The following is a 16217-nucleotide window of genomic DNA, read 5'->3' on the forward strand; positions in this document are numbered from 1 at the left end:
GATTCCAGTCCTCTGTTGGTTTTACCGTTTCTATTTGGTCTTGATACGGGGATCGATTGCCGGCGCCACGAGGTCCGCCAGAAGGTTGCCCAGAACGATCGCGGTGGCCGAAACCATGGTCACACCCATGATGACCGGTATGTCCACGCGCTGGATCGCCTGCCAGGCCAGCTGGCCGATCCCGGGCCAGCCAAAGACGCTTTCCACAACCACGATGCCGGACATGAACAGCCCGATGTCGATGCCGATCATCGCGATGATGGGAAGAATGGAATTGGGAATGACGTGTCGCAGGATGATACGGGCCTTGCCCAGCCCCTTGGCCCGCGCGGTGCGGACAAAATCCTGGCCCAGCACGTCGATCATGCTGGAACGCATCATTCGGCTGTACCAGCCCGCACCGAGAAACCCGAGCGTCACCGCAGGCAGCACCACATGGCCAAAGGTGCCGTAGCCGCCAATCGGGAACCAGCCCAGCTTCACCGCAAAGACATAGAGCAGCAGAATGCCGATGACGAATTGCGGTGCGGAGATGCTGACAAAGCTAAAGATCATCAGCCCGTGGTCTGCGGGCTTGTTGCGGCGCAGGGCCGCGACGATACCGATGGTCAGGCCGAACACCAGCTCGGTCACGATGGCCGCAACCATCAGCAACAGGGAGGCAGGCAGGCGGGCAGCGATCAGCTCGGAGACTTCGGCGCGTTGCAGATAGCTGCGCCCCATGTCGCCCTGAAACAACGCCGTCAGGTAGTTCCAGTACTGCACGACAAAGGGATCGTTCAACCCCAGCTGATCGCGGATGTTCTGCACCGTTTCGGCGGTGGCCGACCGCCCGGCGATCTGCCGCGCCGGATCGGCCGGCACCAGATACAGCAGGATAAATGTCACCAGCGTGATCCCCAGAAGGATCAGCGCGCTCTCCATCAGGCGGCGGACAAGATAGGCCTGCATCAGTGGCGTCCTTTCAGGGTCGGATCAAGAATGTCGCGCAGGGCATCGCCCACCAGATTAAAGGCCAGCGCCAGCAACAGGATCGCAATGCCGGGGAAGAAGACCAGCCAGGGGGCGGTGGTGAAATAGGTCTGGTTTTCGAAGATGATATTTCCCCAACTTGGCATCGGGGGCTGCACTCCCACGCCAAGGAAGGACAGCGTCGCCTCCAGCAAGACCGTTGTCGAAATTCCCAGGGTGCCAAAGACAACGATGGACGACAAAAGATGCGGCAGCAGGTGTTTGAACAGGATGCGCAGGTGGCCAGCGCCCAGCGCCCGCTGCACGGTGATGAAATCACGCTCGGCCAGCGACCGGGTCTCGGTATAGATCACCCGTGCCATCTGTACCCAGTTCACCATCGCGATGACCAGCGCCACGATCAGCAGCGAGGGCTGAAAGATCGCCGCCAGAACAATCGCCAACAGCAGCGCCGGAAAGGCCATCATCAGATCGGTAAAGCGCATCAGCACCGCGCCGATCCAGCCGCCGAAATAGCCGGCCGTAATGCCAACCCCGGCGCCCAGCAGGATCGCGATCCCATTGGCAAGGATACCGATGATTAGTGAGGTGCGCGTCCCCAGAATAAGCCGCGAAGCCAGATCCCGCCCCAAAAGATCCGTGCCCAGCGGGAAATCCGCTCCCGGCGGCAGAGGCGCCCCGGCCAGACTTAGCCCGTCGAAGCTCTGCTCAAACGGGTCATGCGGCATGATCCACGGCGCCAGCAGCGCGGCGCCCACCATCAGGATGATGATCACCATCCCAAAGGCCGAGCGCGGCCGGGTCATCAGCTCATAAATCACACGTCGGCTGCGCGCGCCGCGGCCTGCTGTCATCTGACCGTCTGTGGCTGCTGTCATCGTCATGCCTGACCCCGCATGGCCGGGCGCGCCAGAAACCGGACGGCAGCATCTTCCAAGGCGACGCGCTCTACCATGGCAAAGGCACGCAGTTTCTTCAGGGCCGTCGCCTCATCGACGCCCTCAGAGCGCATGATGACAAGGACCGCCTGCAACAACTCCAGCCGCATCGAGGCGCGCCGGTTGCTTTCAGCCTCACGGCGGCGGGTTTCCATGCGTTCCTTGAACCGAGCAAAGCCCAGCACCAGCGCCGAGTAGATATTGGCGGTGGCATTGACCGGCAGATAGGCGTCCAGACCCTGCCGCACGGCCCATTCCAGGCGTCCCGGCGTTTCCGAGCCGATCAGCCCAAGGATCGGCATAGGCGCAGATTGCGGCGACCAGGGGAATTGCCCGTCCTCGGCCCGGTCAAGGTCCAGAACCAGCAGGTCAGCGCGGACATCCGCCACTTCCAGCGCGGGCCAGCGCCCTTCGGCCTTGATGCCAAGCGTGCCCAGACGTCGAACCAGTTGATCCCGCATTTCAGCGCTGGGATGCAGGACAAGAGCGTATTTTCCGGCGAAGCTATAGGTCATTTTACGATCCTCAAACTGGGCGTCTGGAGCGGCGGGGCGGATACAGGGGGAACGCAGGTCAGATAGGGGTCCGCAGCGACGGGGCCCTCGGCAGAAGACAGTAGATGAAACTGTGCGTTCTCGGCCTGCGCGATATGCGGTGTCAGCGATGCGTGTCGGGTGATGGGGTCGATCTGCACCGGCCCCAGAACCGTTTCATGGCGCGCATCGCAGGCCGCATGGAACACCGCCCTTGGCGCGGTGGTCCCGGTTTTCGCGACGGTTTCGGCCAGAATGCGAACGCTGGCATAGGAGGTGGCAAAGACGCAGGAACAGCGCCCGTTCGGCGATTTCTCCCGGGCACGGCGCACGAAACCCTCGGGGCCAAGCGGTTCGAAATAGGTCCCGGCCGAGATGATCCCGTCGCCATATTGGCCCAGCACATCAAGATCCGCTTCGGATTGGTTGCAGGACAGGATTGTCGGCCGCTGCCCGGTGGGCAATCCGCGCAGGAACGCCTCATTCGACGGACCGATCAGCGAGTTGACGACAACATCCGGCTGCTCAGAGATGATCTCGGAGAGGGCCAGATCGGAGTCCACATCGCCAAGTGGTACGAAACGCTCGCCGACGATCTCAACCCCGGCGGCGCTCAGCCGTTCGCGGGCCAGACGCAGCGTTTCCCAGCCCCAGACATAGTTGGAACCAAGCAGGTAGGCACGGCGCGTGCCTTGGCTCAGCACCCGGTCCAGCAGCGGGATCATATGATGGTTCGGCGCGCCGCCCATGTAGACGACGTGATCGTTGCTTTCGAAGCCCTCATAGGGGCACGGGTACCACAGCATCGCGCCATAACGCTCCAGCACCGGAATCATGTCCTTGCGGCTCCAGGAGGTGATGGCGCCCACCACGTGTGACACACCACCAGCAAGGATATCGCGGGTCATCGCCTCATAGGCCTCGGGGCGGCCCGCCGGATCACAGGTCACGGGCGCAATTCGGGCAATGCCCTCGCGCTCCAGATCGGCGATGGCCAGCTCGGCCCCCGCCAGTCCGGCCTGTCCCAGCGCGGCGTAGGGTCCAGAGGTCGAGAAGACCAGACCAAGATCGAATTCCTGCATAGTACCCCACAAACTAAAAAGCCCCGCCACCCTGCAAGAGGGTGATCGGGGCTCAATTGCCAACGGCGATCAGGTCGCCATGTAGGCCCAATAAGGCTTAACAGGACCGGGAAGTCAAACTCTTCGTGGCCGTTTTGTGACGGTTCAGACGCGGGCGCCGATTTTTTAGGCAGCCGCGACGGCGGCCCTTTGGCGCCTGTTTCTATTGCACCCATGGCGTCGCAGACTGCCGTCCCGCCTGACCCATGATACCTTTGGCCGCACCGGAGTTGCGGCTAGCCAAACAGCGACAGCAGGATCCCCCCGACACAAAGAACGTTGGAAAAGATCAGCAGCGCAACCGCCAGAGAGCCAAGGTCCTTTGCGTGTTTTGCCTGCACCGACCATTCGGGCGATATCCGGTCGGTCAGCACCTCGATCGCGGTATTGAGCGCCTCGACCGCCAGCACGAGTGCAAAGAGAATGGCAAAGGCCGCAAGCTGTAGAGCAGAGGCCCCAAGAACCAGCAGCAGGAACCCCGTCCCAGCCCCCGCGACAAGCTCCAGCCGGGCGGCGGTTTCCCCCATCAACCGCTGCAATCCGCCAAGAGAATACCGCGCAGCGGCAATGACATGCGCAACGCCGGTCACGGCAGGCGGGATCTCTTGCGGAGTTGCGCCCTGCGATTGATCACGTACCGTCATGTTGCGGGCCTCGCGATACGGCAGCGCGACGCCAGATCCAGCTCCGGCTGCCGGACCTCGGTGCGGATGTCGAGGAGGCCCAGGACCGTATGGAACAGATTGTCCTGGCTGACAGGCTGATCGGTCATATCCTTCAGACAGGCGCCATCAAGATGCATCGCTTCGCGATAGCTTTCCGGCAGCCACATCAGGAACGGCACCCGAGTCTGCGCCTCCGGCGCCATGAACATCGGCGCGGCGTGGAGGTATAGCCCGCCCTCCCCTAGGGATTCACCGTGATCCGAGATATACATCAACGCCGGTAGAGCATGGTCCTGCGCGTTCAGCATTGAAATCGCCTTGGCCAGGATGTGGTCGGTATAGGCGATGGTATTGTCATAGGCGTTCACGATCTCTTCCGGCGTGCAATAATCGAACTCGGCTGTTCTGCAATCAGGCGTGAAGCGGGCAAACGCCTCGGGGTAGCGCCTGTAGTAGGCGGGCCCGTGGCTGCCGATCATATGCAGCACCAGCACGGTGTCTTCCTTGATCGCTCCGATCTGCTGCGCCAGCGCCCCAAGAAGCGCCGCATCGCTGCACTCCCCATCGGCGCAGGCCGCCGGATCAAGCGTAACATCGACCTGCCGCGCCCCGGTGCGCCGGGCGATCCGCTGATCCCCGGTGTTGTTGTCGATCCACACAGGCTGCACCCCGGCATGATCCAGCACATCCAAAAGGTTCTCCTGCCCCATGAAGGCGCGATGGCTGTAGTCACTCCGGCCCAGCGCGGAAAACATGCAGGGCAGCGACACCGCCGTCGATGTTCCACAGGACGAGGTTTCGCTGAAATTAAGGAGATCAAGCCCCGCCAGCTGCGGCGTGGTGTTCCGCGCATACCCGTTCAGCGCGAAATTCTGCGCGCGGGCGGTCTCTCCGGCGAAGATCACCAGCAGAACCGGTTTTTTAGCCGCCAGCAGGTCTTCCCCCTTGGCTGCATCCTGTCCCAGCGGTGCGACCTCTGTGTTGCTGGCCCGGATTTCCATCTTGGCGTAGCGGGCGATGGCGCCAATGGTGGCGCCGGGCTGGTAGCTGCCCATCAACTCGTGATGCTCTCGGATGACCGAGGCATTTGCCTTGAGGTTGACGAACAGGAAACCGAACGTCATCGCGAAGCTTGCGACAGCAGTCAGCGGCAGCTTCCACAGGATATGCCGGAACTTCGGATAGGTGATGCGCGGCCAGAACAGCAAGGCAGCGGGCAGCACGCCTGTCAGCCCCATGTAACGCAGATAGGGCAGCGTGATCAGTTGCCGGGATTCCGCATAGGTAGTGTTCATCACGTTCTGGATCATCAGCTTGTCGATCATGATGCCCAGGTGCCCCTGATACCATGAGGCCGCCGCCGCCAGAAGAATGAGAATGGCAGCCACCGGGCGCTGCACGCGCGGCCAGCTGAACGGGCTGAGGGTAAAGAACGTCAGCATCCAGACCGCAGCCCCGAACAGCACCACATTCATCGGCGCGCCCTCGAACAGCGTCGAGAGGTGCCTCCAGAACGCCGCGTTGAAGGCCACCAGCATATAAGTGGCGACCAGTATGTTGAGCATCGTTGGCGACAGCTCCGGTCGCCTGACCTGTGGCAGGCGGGCGTTCAGCCTTCTCACGGCTTCGGCAAATCGTCCATGCAAGGGGCATACCTCCGGTAAAATATATCTGGTCTGGGCCGTCTTCAGCTGCTGTCGCCTGGGACGCTTCGTTGCCTCGATCACCGGAAATCTCCGGCCATTGCGGCTGGCGCGGCGCGGACGAAAGAACTGATGACAAGCCTTTACCTGCGCCACCGGATGCCGCAGCAAGCTTTCAGTAACCTTACATCTCTCCGGGTCGGCCGAAACGCGCCGGGCCAGGAACGTCATGCTTCTGTCAATTAGCTGCGGTACCTCTGGCGCCACGCGCAGCAGCACGGGCGAGCACGATGAAGTACCGCACCCTCTTTCTGTCTGACATCCATCTGGGTACCCCGGGACGCATTTCGGCGGCATCGAGGTGGTGCAGACGGCAGATTTCATCGCCGCCGACAACAAACGCTATCTGGTGACCCATGGCGACCAGTTCGATTCCGTGGTGGTCAATGCAAAATGGTTGGCCCACCTTGGAGACCGGGCCTACGATTTCATGCTCTGGCTCAACACCCGCATCAACCGGCTTCGGCATCTTTGGGGCGGGCAATACTGGTCCTTGTCCAAATGGGCCAAGCATCAGGTCAAACAGGCGGTCAATTTCATCAGCGAATATGAAAACGTCCTGACTGCCGAGGCCCGGCGCGGTGGTTATGACGGGGTTATCTGCGGTCATATCCACAGCGCCGCCCTCCGCGATATTGGCGAGATTTCCTACGTCAACACCGGCGATTGGGTCGAGAGCTGCACTGCCGTGGCGGAACAGGAAGACGGGCAACTGGTGCTGATCGACTGGACCCGCTCGGCCCGCCGCGCCCATCACCGCAGCCGCCGGGCGCGGCGCAAGGACAAACAGTCCGAAAAAGACAGGCAACTTGAAAATGTATGAGAGGTGCCCCCGATGAGTACGACCGCACAGGCGCGGCTGGATGCTGCCGTTTTGCAGGATGGCGATGCCGCAACCGGACGGCTGGAGCATCTGTTCTCGCGGCTGTTCCTGGGCCTTGTCTATCCGCAGATCTGGGAAGATCCGGTTGTCGATATGGCAGCCTTGAATATCAAGCCGGGAGACAATCTGGTCTGTATCGCGTCCGGCAGCTGCAACCTAATGTCCTATCTCACTGCAGGCGCCGCGTCGGTTACCGCCGTCGATCTATCGCCTGCCCATGTGGCGCTGGGGCAGCTGAAACTGACCGCAGCGCGCTGCCTGCCGGATCATGCGGCGTTCTACCAGTTCTTTGCCCGAGCCGATCTGGCCAGCAACGTAGCGCTCTATGACCGCTACATCCGCCCCAATCTTGACCCGCACACGCGGGATTTCTGGGACGCGCGGCAACCGATCCGCCGCCGGATCTCCGTGTTTCAAAACCGGTTTTACCGGCACGGTCTGCTGGGGCGTTTCCTCGGCGCCGTGCATCTGGTGGCCCGCCTTGGCCGCGTAGACTTTGCGCCGCTTCTGGCAGCGCGGACGTTAGAGGACCAGCAGGCGTTTTTCGATGAAGAGATCGCGCCGCTGTTCGACATGTGGCTGGTGCGCAAACTGGCCGGGTTCCGCGCCGCCCTGTTCGGCCTTGGCATCCCGCCGGCGCAGTATGACAAGCTCGCCGCTGACGGTGGTGGCGACGTCCTGCCAGTACTGCGCGAACGGGTGCGCAAGCTGATGTGCGATTTCCCGATCCGGGAGAATTATTTCGCCTGGCAGGCCTTTGCCCGGCAATACGACCCCGCCCCGGATGGATCACTGCCCCCCTACCTGAGCCGGGAGAACTTCGAGGCTCTGCGGCAGAGTGCAGACAACGGACGGATCGTGAACCGCTCCCTCACCGATCTGCTGGAAGCCGAACCGGACGGGTGCAAGGACGGCTACGTGCTGCTGGATGCGCAGGACTGGATGAATGATACGCAGTTGAATGCGCTCTGGGCGCAGATCACCCGCACGGCAAGACTGGGCGCACGGGTGATTTTCCGCACCGGCGGCAGCGCTAATATCCTGCCCGGCCGGGTCAGGCCCGATCTTCTGAACCAATGGGCCTATGACGCCGAAGCCTCGGCCAAAGGCACGGCAGAGGATCGTTCTGCCATCTACGGCGCCTTCCACCTCTACCGCTACAAAGGGCCTTCCCATGTTTGATTCAGCGCCCGATACCCACGCTGATCTGATGGATCAGACCTACCGCCATCAACGGATGATTTATGATCTGACCCGCAAATACTACCTGTTCGGACGCGACCGTTTGATTGCAGACCTCGCCCCCAAGGAAGGTGCACATATCCTGGAGGTGGCCTGCGGCACCGGGCGCAACCTGCATCTGGCGGCCCGCAGATACCCGCATTGTGCCTTTTACGGGTTGGATATTTCGTCCCAGATGCTGCGTTCGGCACAGGCGAAATTGAAAGACCGGGCACAGCTGGCTCAGGCAGACGCCTGCGATTTTGACGGTGCCACGCTGTTTCAGCGCCCCCGGTTCGACCGGATCTTTGTCTCCTACGGGATTTCGATGATCCCGGACTGGAAGACCGCCCTGCGCATGGCGGCCGCGCATCTGAGGCCCGGCGGTGAACTGCATGTGGTGGATTTCTCGGATCAGTCCGGATGGCCCGACTGGTTCGAAGCATCCCTGCGCCGATGGCTGGCGAAATTTCACGTCAGTCCGCGGCTGAACCTTAAAACCACCCTGCACAGGATTGCCGCAGAGACCGGCGGCACGGCAGAGCATCGCCAGCTTTACCGCGGCTATGCGCAGTATGGCGTGCTGCGCAGGCCGCGTTGACCTGATGGCTAGACCACGGCGCGGCTCTCCGGGCCTGCTGCGGACCGCTGCCTCTTTCAGGCAGCACCGGCAAAAAACCGATCACAGACAAGGCATTCCGGGGTGCACAACTGGTTGTCACCGCGGCGATGCCGCGCCCCAAAGAAGCAGACTTCGCTGAGCAAGCACCACAGGCTGAGATCCAGAGATTCACCCAATGGGGCCAGTTGACGTGGATCAACGCGCATATGCGGTAGGCCGCATATACATGCGTCATGCAAGAGATCCTAAACGCCATTTATGACTCGACCCGCCGCGCCGCCCTCGCCATCGTTTGGGATGGCGGCGAGCACTGCGTCTGTGAGTTGATGGAGCGGCTTGATGTAAGCCAAAGCCGCATGTCGCGACACATGAAGGTGCTGCGCGAAGCTGGTCTGGTTATCGACCGGCAAGACGCTCAATGGGTCAGGTATCGTCAGAACCCGAATATCCCGGCAGAAATCGCGGCTGTCATCTCTGCGGTCTTGCTGGCGGAAAACTCTCTCAAACAGGAGATGGCATGACCACAGATACCCAAGGACTCCCCGCGAAGCATACGACACCGGATTGGCTGTGGTATGCGGCTGTTGTCGGGGCCGCGGTCGTTGGCTGGCTGGTATACGGGCAGTTGATCCCGTTTTCTGAATGGGTCACCAGCCTTTTGCCCGTTGCCCGTGACAGTCACACCGGCGAGGCGATCACCTTCTTCGTATATGACGTCCCGAAAGTGCTCCTGCTTCTTACCGGCATCGTCTTCGTGACGGGTGTCCTGCGTAGCTGGTTCAGCCCCGAAAAGACGCGTGCCATCCTGGCTGGCAAGCGGGAGTTCTTTGGCTATCCGCTGGCCGCCTTTCTTGGTGTTCTGACACCGTTTTGTTCTTGCTCATCCGTGCCCCTTTTCATCGGTTTCGTCTCCGCAGGGGTTCCCTTGGGCGTGACGTTTTCGTTCCTGATTGCCGGCCCGATGGTCGGCCCGGTCGGACTTGGGCTGCTCTATGCTCTGGTGGGATGGAAAATCGCCACGATCTACCTTGTATTCGGTTTCACGATCGCAACCGTCACCGGCTACGTGATGGGAAAGATGCGACTGGAACGCTATCTGCAGGACTGGGTGAGCGACCTGAATGCAGGTCCTGTTGGTGCCCTCCCCGAGGAGACGGTTACTTTCGTCGACAGGTTGAAAACCGGCGCAGAGCAAGTCCGTGAAATTGTCGGCAAAGTCTGGATCTGGGTGCTGATCGGGATCGGAATTGGCGCGCTGATCCACGGGTATGTCCCCGAAGCGATGATGCTGAAAATCATGGGCGGTGAGGCATGGTGGTCAGTGCCGGCGGCGGTCGTCTTGGGCGTGCCGATGTACACCAATGCCGCGGGTGTCATTCCCATCGTCGAGGCACTGCTTGGCAAGGGCGCGGCCCTTGGCACGACGCTTGCTTTCATGATGTCGGTGATCGCCCTGTCGCTGCCCGAAATGATAATTCTCAAACAGGTGCTGACCCTACGTCTGATCGCGATTTTTATCGCCATTGTTGCCGCCGGTATTCTCGCCACTGGCTATCTGTTCAACTTCCTTCTGTGAACGCCCCATAGATCCGCTCTTGAAAGGACATCCCGTGAAATCTGTCAAAGTCTACGGTCCCGGCTGCAAGCGCTGTGAAACCACAGAGAACATGGTCCGCGACGCAGCAGCGAAACTGGGCGTTGAAATCACCCTCGAAAAGGTGACGGACGCGAAATCCATCGCAATGGCAGGTGTCATGTCGACACCCGGGCTCGCGGTGGACGGCAAGCTTGTCCATGTGGGCGGACTTCCCGACCCGGCCAAGCTGGAGCAATGGCTAACCGCCTGAGCAGCCGGATCTAAGCTTTAGCAGCCAATTTGCCTGGACACCGCGGACCATGCGCCAAGTCAACAGTCGCAAACCGGACGCAAAGCCAGTCGCAACAGGCTGGTGGTTTCCCGCCGTTGCGGAGGCTGGCATGCGGCATCTCGCCAAAGATGTAGTACACGTGACGTCCTCTGTGCAGCTCACTGAGGGCAGCCGTCCGACTAAGCTACCCCTGAAATTTAGACACTGACGTAAGCTGCGATTTGCTGTCTGCATGTGAACAAGCATGCAATTTTGACCCCGTAGCGGGAAATCGGCGTCCAAAAATGACCCCCTTATACTGATGTGAATGATGCTCCCGAGGTTATCGGGGAGCACAGAGTGGGATGTTGGTCGTGGAGACGATAGCAAAGATCCGGCGGGCGTATTTTCAGGACAGGAAGCCGATCAAGCAGATCTGCCGGGATCTGCGGGTTTCGTGGAACACGGTACGTAAGGTGATCCGATCCGGCGATATGCGACCACTTGGTCTAAAGAGGAACAGGAGGCCTCGGCCGCTGCCTATGTGGCGCTAATCTTCAATCCAGGCGAGGCCTACCAGTTCGACTGGAGCCACGAGATTGTGGTGATCGATGGGGCGACGACAACCGTGAAGGTGGCGCATGTCCGGCTTTGCCACAGCCGTATGTTGTTCGTCCGGGCCTACCCGCGCGAGACGCAGGAGATGGTCTTCGACGCCCACGACAAGGCCTTAGCCTTCTTCGGCGGAGCCTGCGCGCGGGGTATCTACGATAACATGAAGACCGCGGTGGACACGATCTTCGTCGGCCGCGAGCGCGCGTACAACCGGCGGTTCCAGCAGATGTGCGGTCACTACTTGGTCGACCCAGTCGCCTGCACACCTGCCTCTGGCTGGGAGAAGGGATAGGTCGAGAACCAGGTTGGGGTTGTCCGGCGACGGTTCTTCGTGCCGCAGCCCAAGTTCAAGAGCTACGCCGAACTCAATGCCTGGCTCGAGGATCGCTGCGTTGCCTGGGCCAAGTCCCATCCGCACCAGGAGCTTCGGGATCGAACGATCTGGGAAGTGTTCCAAGACGAGCGCGAGCCTGGTGCCCTACGTCGGCCCGTTCGACGGCTTCCATTCCGTTCCGGCGTCAGTCTCGAAGACCTGCCTCGTCCGCTTCGACAAGAACCGGTACTCGGTGGATGGCCCCACCGTCGGTCGGCCCGTCGAGATCCGCGCCTATGCCGAGCGGGTCGAGTTCTGGCAGGACGGCAAGATCGTGGGACAGCACGCCCGAGCCTTCGGGCGCGACAAGGCCATTTACGACCCGCTGCATTATATCCCGGTGCTGGCCCGCAAGCCCGGAGCGCTCAGGAATGGTGCGCCCTTCAAGGATTGGGAATTGTCATCAGCGATCAGGCGCATTCAGCACAAGCTTGGCAAGGCGCCGAATGGCGACCGGCAAATGGTCCAGATCCTGAGCATAATCCCAACCGATGGCTGAATGCAGTGGGGGCTGCCTGTGCCGAAGCGCTGAACGAAGGGGCTCCCGCGGCCTCGGTCGTCATCAACATTCTGGCCCGACATCGTGAGCCGCCGCCGCCGCTGACCATCGATACGCCCGACGCGCTGCGATTGACCTGCGAGCCCGTGGCCGACTGCAAACGCTATGACAGCCTAAGGAGACCCAACCATAGAAAGATCACAAGTGCTGGACGCGATGAGCCAGCTGAAGGTCTACGGCATGAAGGCCGCCTACGATGAGACCATCGCCACGGCGGTGAAGCGCCAGCACGAACCGCAACAGATCATCGGCGATCTGCTGAACGCCGAGATCAGTGAGAAGCAGGCGCGCTCAATCAAATACCAGATGAAGATGGCCAAGCTGCCCCTGACGAAAGAAGTCGATGAGTTGAGCTTCGAAGGCACGCCGGTCAACGAGGTGCTGGTCCGTGATCTGGCGACCGGAGAGTTTCTGGCGCAGCAACGCAATGTCGTGCTGATCGGCGGCACCGGGACCGGTAAGTCCCACCTGGCCGTCAGCATCGCCCGGTCGTGCATCCGCCGCGGCAGACGGGAGTGCTTCTTCAACGTTGTGGACCTGGTGAACAAACTCGATACGGAAGCCCGCGCCGATCGACAGGTACGCACGGCAGATCTGCTGTGCCCCATCGACTTCCTGATCCTCGACGAGCTTGGCTATCTCCCCTTCGTACAAACCGGTGGTCAGCTATTGTTCCATCTCATCAGCCGCCTCTTCGAGCGCACATCGATCATCGTGACGACCAACCTCGACTTCGGCGAATGGCCCTCGGTCTTCGGCGGCGCCAAAATGACCACTGCACTGCTCGACCACCTTACCCACCATTGCGACATCGTCGAAACAGGCAACGCGAGCTGGTGCTTCAAAACCCGAGAATAGTCGAGCCGACGCTGGCCCGATACGGCTTCGCCGTGTGGAGGCTGCGCCGCATAGGGCCAGCTAACCGCACGTCAAACAGGGGGGCAATTTCGGATGCCTACGTGGGGTCAAAGTTTCGTGCCGATTGACAACCAGCCAATCTCCCTGCCCTGTATCGACGCTATGTCGACAACCTGTCGGCCACGCTGATGGATGAGGAGGTTTCGGGGTCTGCGGCGGATGAACTGCATGGGCTGATCGACCGCGTTGTCGTGACCTGGGACGGTGAGCAGGAGCATCATGAGCTGGATATGTCAGGCAAGCTGTTGGAGATGCTCGCAAAAGCAGAGCCCGCCGGAGAGGCGGGCTTTGTATCGAACGGTTGTTCGCTGAAGTTGGTTGCGGGAGCAGGATTTGAACCTGCGACCTTCAGGTTATGAGCCTGACGAGCTACCGGGCTGCTCCATCCCGCGGAGATTGTTGGTTATGATCGTTAGAGAGATTTTTTTGGTATTTACTAGGTTTGGCGGTGACCTACTCTCCCAGGGCTTAAGCCCAAGTACCATTGGCGCGACGGCACTTAACTTCCGGGTTCGGGATGGGACCGGGTGTTTTGCTCGTGCTATGACCACCAAACCGAGTAAATACCAAAAGCCTCCGGCTTTTGGTATTTGCGGCAGGCAGGATATTTGCGAAGCAAATGCCCGTTGCCGCAGGCCCGTTATGTCACGGGTCGTTTTCCAAAAGCGGAAGGTTTTTAGATCAACGTTTTGTCCAAGTTTCGTTTTGCTTTTTGGTGTTTACGAGACTGTCTGTTACTGGAACAGATCAAGCCTATCGGGCGATTAGTACCGGTCAACTGAATGCATTGCTGCACTTACATCTCCGGCCTATTGACGTGGTGGTCTTCCACGGCCCTCAGGGATACCTTGTTTTGAGGGGGGCTTCCCGCTTAGATGCCTTCAGCGGTTATCCTTTCCGATCATAGCTACCCTGCACTACCGTTGGCACGATAACAGGTCCACCAGTGGATCGTTCACCCCGGTCCTCTCGTACTAGGGGCAACTCCTCTCAAGTATCCTACACCCACGGCAGATAGGGACCGAACTGTCTCACGACGTTCTAAACCCAGCTCACGTACCTCTTTAAACGGCGAACAGCCGTACCCTTGGGACCTGCTCCAGCCCCAGGATGAGATGAGCCGACATCGAGGTGCCAAACACTGCCGTCGATATGGACTCTTGGGCAGTATCAGCCTGTTATCCCCGGCGTACCTTTTATCCGTTGAGCGATGGCCCTTCCACTCGGGACCACCGGATCACTATGGCCGACTTTCGTCTCTGCTCGACTTGTCAGTCTCGCAGTCAGGCTGGCTTCTGCCATTGCACTCAACGAGCGATTTCCGACCGCTCTGAGCCAACCTTCGCGCGCCTCCGTTACGCTTTAGGAGGCGACCGCCCCAGTCAAACTACCCGCCACGCAGGGTCCCGGATCCGGATAACGGACCGCGGTTAGACATCAAGAGTGCGAAGGGTGGTATCTCAAGGGAGGCTCCACCGGAACTAGCGTTCTGGTTTCGATGCCTACCACCTATCCTGCACATCACAATCCTGATGCCAGTGCGAAGCTGTAGTAAAGGTGCACGGGGTCTTTCCGTCTAACCGCGGGAAGCCTGCATCTTGACAGGCAATTCAATTTCGCTGAGTCGATGTTGGAGACAGCGGGGAAGTCGTTACGCCATTCGTGCAGGTCGGAACTTACCCGACAAGGAATTTCGCTACCTTAGGACCGTTATAGTTACGGCCGCCGTTTACCTGGGCTTCAATTCGGAGCTCTCACTCCTCCTTTTAACCTTCAGGCACCGGGCAGGCGTCAGACCCTATACGTCGTCTTGCGACTTCGCAGAGCCCTGTGTTTTTAATAAACAGTCGCCACCCCCTGGTTTGTGCCCCCGGATCCAAGTTGCCTTGAACCCGGGCCTCCTTCTCGCGAACTTACGGAGGTATTTTGCCGAGTTCCTTCAACATCGTTCTCTCAAGCGCCTTGGTATTCTCTACCAGTCCACCTGTGTCGGTTTAGGGTACGGTCTGATGGAGGGCTATTTCCAGGGACTGCTCAGCAGCCCAACCAATCCGATAAGGCTGAACTACAGTCGCAATCCGTCACATCCTCCTGGCCCAGGAATATTAACCTGGTTCCCATCGCCTACGCCTTTCGGCCTCGGCTTAGGGGCCGGCTTACCCTGCTCAGATTAGCTTTAAGCAGGAACCCTTGGACTTTCGGCGAGAGTGTCTCTCACACTCTTTGTCGCTACTCATGTCATCATTCTCGCTAGTGATCTCTCCACCGGATGGCTCACGCCCCGGCTTCATCGAAAGCCTCTTGTCTCCAATCTTCCCGAAGGAAGTAAGGAGACATGAGACTATGTCACACTACGCTCTGCTACCATGCACTATGTGCATCCTCGGCTTCGGCTCATGGCTTGAGCCCCGTTACATCTTCGCCGCAGGACAACTTATTTAGACCAGTGAGCTGTTACGCTATCTTTAAAGGATGGCTGCTTCTAAGCCAACCTCCTGGTTGTTTTGGTCGTCCCACCTGCTTTCCCACTTAGCCATGAATTGGGGGCCTTAGCCGGAGGTCAGGGTTGTTTCCCTCTCCACTACGGACGTTAGCATCCGCAGTGTGTCTGCCATCTAGTACTCCCGGGTATTCGGAGTTTGGTTAGGATCAGTAAGCCTGTGGGGCCCCATTACCCATCCAGTGCTCTACCCCCCGGGGTATTCGGATGACGCTCTACCTAAATAGATTTCGCAGAGAACCAGCTATCTCCGAGTTTGATTGGCCTTTCACCCCTAGGCACAGCTCATCCCGATCTTTTTCAACAGATGTGGGTTCGGTCCTCCAGTGCGTGTTACCGCACCTTCAACCTGGCCATGCCTAGATCACTCGGTTTCGGGTCTGATCCCACGAACTCATTCGCCCTATTAAGACTCGCTTTCGCTGCGCCTTCGCCTAGCGGCTTAAGCTTGCTCGTGAGACCAAGTCGATGACCCATTATACAAAAGGTACGCTGTCAGCCCTCAAGGGGCCTCCAACTGATTGTAGGCGTTCGGTTTCAGGTACTGTTTCACTCCCCTCGTCGGGGTGCTTTTCACCTTTCCCTCACGGTACTGGTTCACTATCGGTCAGTAAGGAGTACTTAGCCTTCGAAGGTGGTCCTCCGATCTTCAGACAGAATTTCACGTGTTCCGCCCTACTTAATACGTCCATCAAAGCTTCCTGTACGGGGCTATCACCCGCTATGGCTGCGCTTCCCAACGCATTC

The 16217-nt window shown here is 59.8% G+C and carries 13 protein-coding genes, 1 tRNA gene, 2 rRNA genes and 1 pseudogene (1 of these 17 cut by a window edge); 8 read left to right on the forward strand and 9 right to left on the reverse strand.

The genetic code is table 11. The annotated features are described in order from the left end of the window. Window positions 1–30: 30 nt before the first annotated feature. From JL2886_RS09325 to JL2886_RS09350, 6 genes are all read right to left on the reverse strand, one after another. On the reverse strand, window positions 31–951 hold the full coding sequence (locus tag JL2886_RS09325) for an ABC transporter permease (RefSeq protein ID WP_065271757.1): 921 nt from the start codon (window positions 949–951) through the stop codon (window positions 31–33). Then, entirely contained in the window at window positions 951–1856 is a 906-nt protein-coding gene (locus JL2886_RS09330; RefSeq protein ID WP_370571121.1) for an ABC transporter permease, read from the reverse strand. The genes JL2886_RS09325 and JL2886_RS09330 overlap by 1 nt, the downstream gene beginning before the upstream one ends. Beyond that, window positions 1853–2425 carry an ANTAR domain-containing response regulator gene (locus JL2886_RS09335; RefSeq protein ID WP_065271759.1) on the reverse strand — a complete coding sequence of 191 codons (573 nt, stop codon included), beginning with the start codon at window positions 2423–2425 and terminating at the stop codon, window positions 1853–1855. Before JL2886_RS09335 ends, JL2886_RS09330 begins: the two co-directional genes overlap by 4 nt. Further along, window positions 2422–3525 carry a transporter substrate-binding protein gene (locus JL2886_RS09340; protein ID WP_065271760.1) on the reverse strand — a complete coding sequence of 368 codons (1104 nt, stop codon included), beginning with the start codon at window positions 3523–3525 and terminating at the stop codon, window positions 2422–2424. Before JL2886_RS09340 ends, JL2886_RS09335 begins: the two co-directional genes overlap by 4 nt. Before the next feature lie 275 nt (window positions 3526–3800). Beyond that, window positions 3801–4208, reverse strand: a complete 408-nt coding sequence (locus tag JL2886_RS09345; RefSeq protein WP_065271761.1) for a diacylglycerol kinase — start codon at window positions 4206–4208, stop codon at window positions 3801–3803. Beyond that, window positions 4205–5851 carry a phosphoethanolamine transferase gene (locus tag JL2886_RS09350; protein ID WP_274840299.1) on the reverse strand — a complete coding sequence of 549 codons (1647 nt, stop codon included), beginning with the start codon at window positions 5849–5851 and terminating at the stop codon, window positions 4205–4207. The genes JL2886_RS09345 and JL2886_RS09350 overlap by 4 nt, the downstream gene beginning before the upstream one ends. A 382-nt stretch (window positions 5852–6233) precedes the next feature. On the opposite strand from JL2886_RS09350, the gene JL2886_RS09355 reads away from it, so the two are divergent. From JL2886_RS09355 to istB, 8 genes and pseudogenes are all read left to right on the forward strand, one after another. Then, on the forward strand, window positions 6234–6755 hold the full coding sequence (locus JL2886_RS09355; protein WP_197492346.1) for a UDP-2,3-diacylglucosamine diphosphatase: 522 nt from the start codon (window positions 6234–6236) through the stop codon (window positions 6753–6755). Window positions 6756–6767: 12 nt separating this feature from the next. Next, window positions 6768–7997: a DUF3419 family protein gene (locus tag JL2886_RS09360; protein WP_065271763.1), complete on the forward strand. Its 1230-nt coding sequence runs from the start codon at window positions 6768–6770 to the stop codon at window positions 7995–7997. After that, window positions 7990–8637, forward strand: a complete 648-nt coding sequence (locus JL2886_RS09365) for a class I SAM-dependent methyltransferase (protein ID WP_065271764.1) — start codon at window positions 7990–7992, stop codon at window positions 8635–8637. Before JL2886_RS09360 ends, JL2886_RS09365 begins: the two co-directional genes overlap by 8 nt. 254 nt (window positions 8638–8891) lie before the next feature. Then, on the forward strand, window positions 8892–9179 hold the full coding sequence (locus JL2886_RS09370) for an ArsR/SmtB family transcription factor (protein WP_065271765.1): 288 nt from the start codon (window positions 8892–8894) through the stop codon (window positions 9177–9179). Next, window positions 9176–10234 (forward strand): permease, encoded by a 1059-nt coding sequence (locus tag JL2886_RS09375; protein ID WP_065271766.1) that lies wholly within the window; start codon window positions 9176–9178, stop codon window positions 10232–10234. The genes JL2886_RS09370 and JL2886_RS09375 overlap by 4 nt, the downstream gene beginning before the upstream one ends. Window positions 10235–10268: 34 nt before the next feature. Next, a complete protein-coding gene (locus JL2886_RS09380; RefSeq protein WP_065271767.1) occupies window positions 10269–10505 on the forward strand; it encodes a thioredoxin family protein in 237 nt (78 codons plus the stop codon). Between the two features lie 365 nt (window positions 10506–10870). Beyond that, window positions 10871–12252 (forward strand): annotated as a pseudogene (istA, locus tag JL2886_RS09385) (IS21 family transposase). Then, window positions 12182–12910 (forward strand): IS21-like element helper ATPase IstB, encoded by a 729-nt coding sequence (gene istB / locus JL2886_RS09390; protein ID WP_082996043.1) that lies wholly within the window; start codon window positions 12182–12184, stop codon window positions 12908–12910. Before istA ends, istB begins: the two are co-directional and overlap by 71 nt. 375 nt (window positions 12911–13285) lie before the next feature. On the opposite strand, the gene JL2886_RS09395 is transcribed toward istB, so the two are convergent. From JL2886_RS09395 to JL2886_RS09405, 3 genes are all read right to left on the reverse strand, one after another. Then, window positions 13286–13362: transfer RNA gene (locus JL2886_RS09395), tRNA-Met, on the reverse strand. Between the two features lie 48 nt (window positions 13363–13410). Next, window positions 13411–13525, reverse strand: a 5S ribosomal RNA gene (gene rrf, locus JL2886_RS09400). Window positions 13526–13713: 188 nt separating this feature from the next. Beyond that, window positions 13714–16217 (reverse strand): 23S ribosomal RNA (locus JL2886_RS09405) (it continues 323 nt past the right edge of the window).

The organism is Phaeobacter gallaeciensis (genome assembly GCF_001678945.1).
GTDB lineage: Bacteria > Pseudomonadota > Alphaproteobacteria > Rhodobacterales > Rhodobacteraceae > Phycobacter > Phycobacter gallaeciensis_A.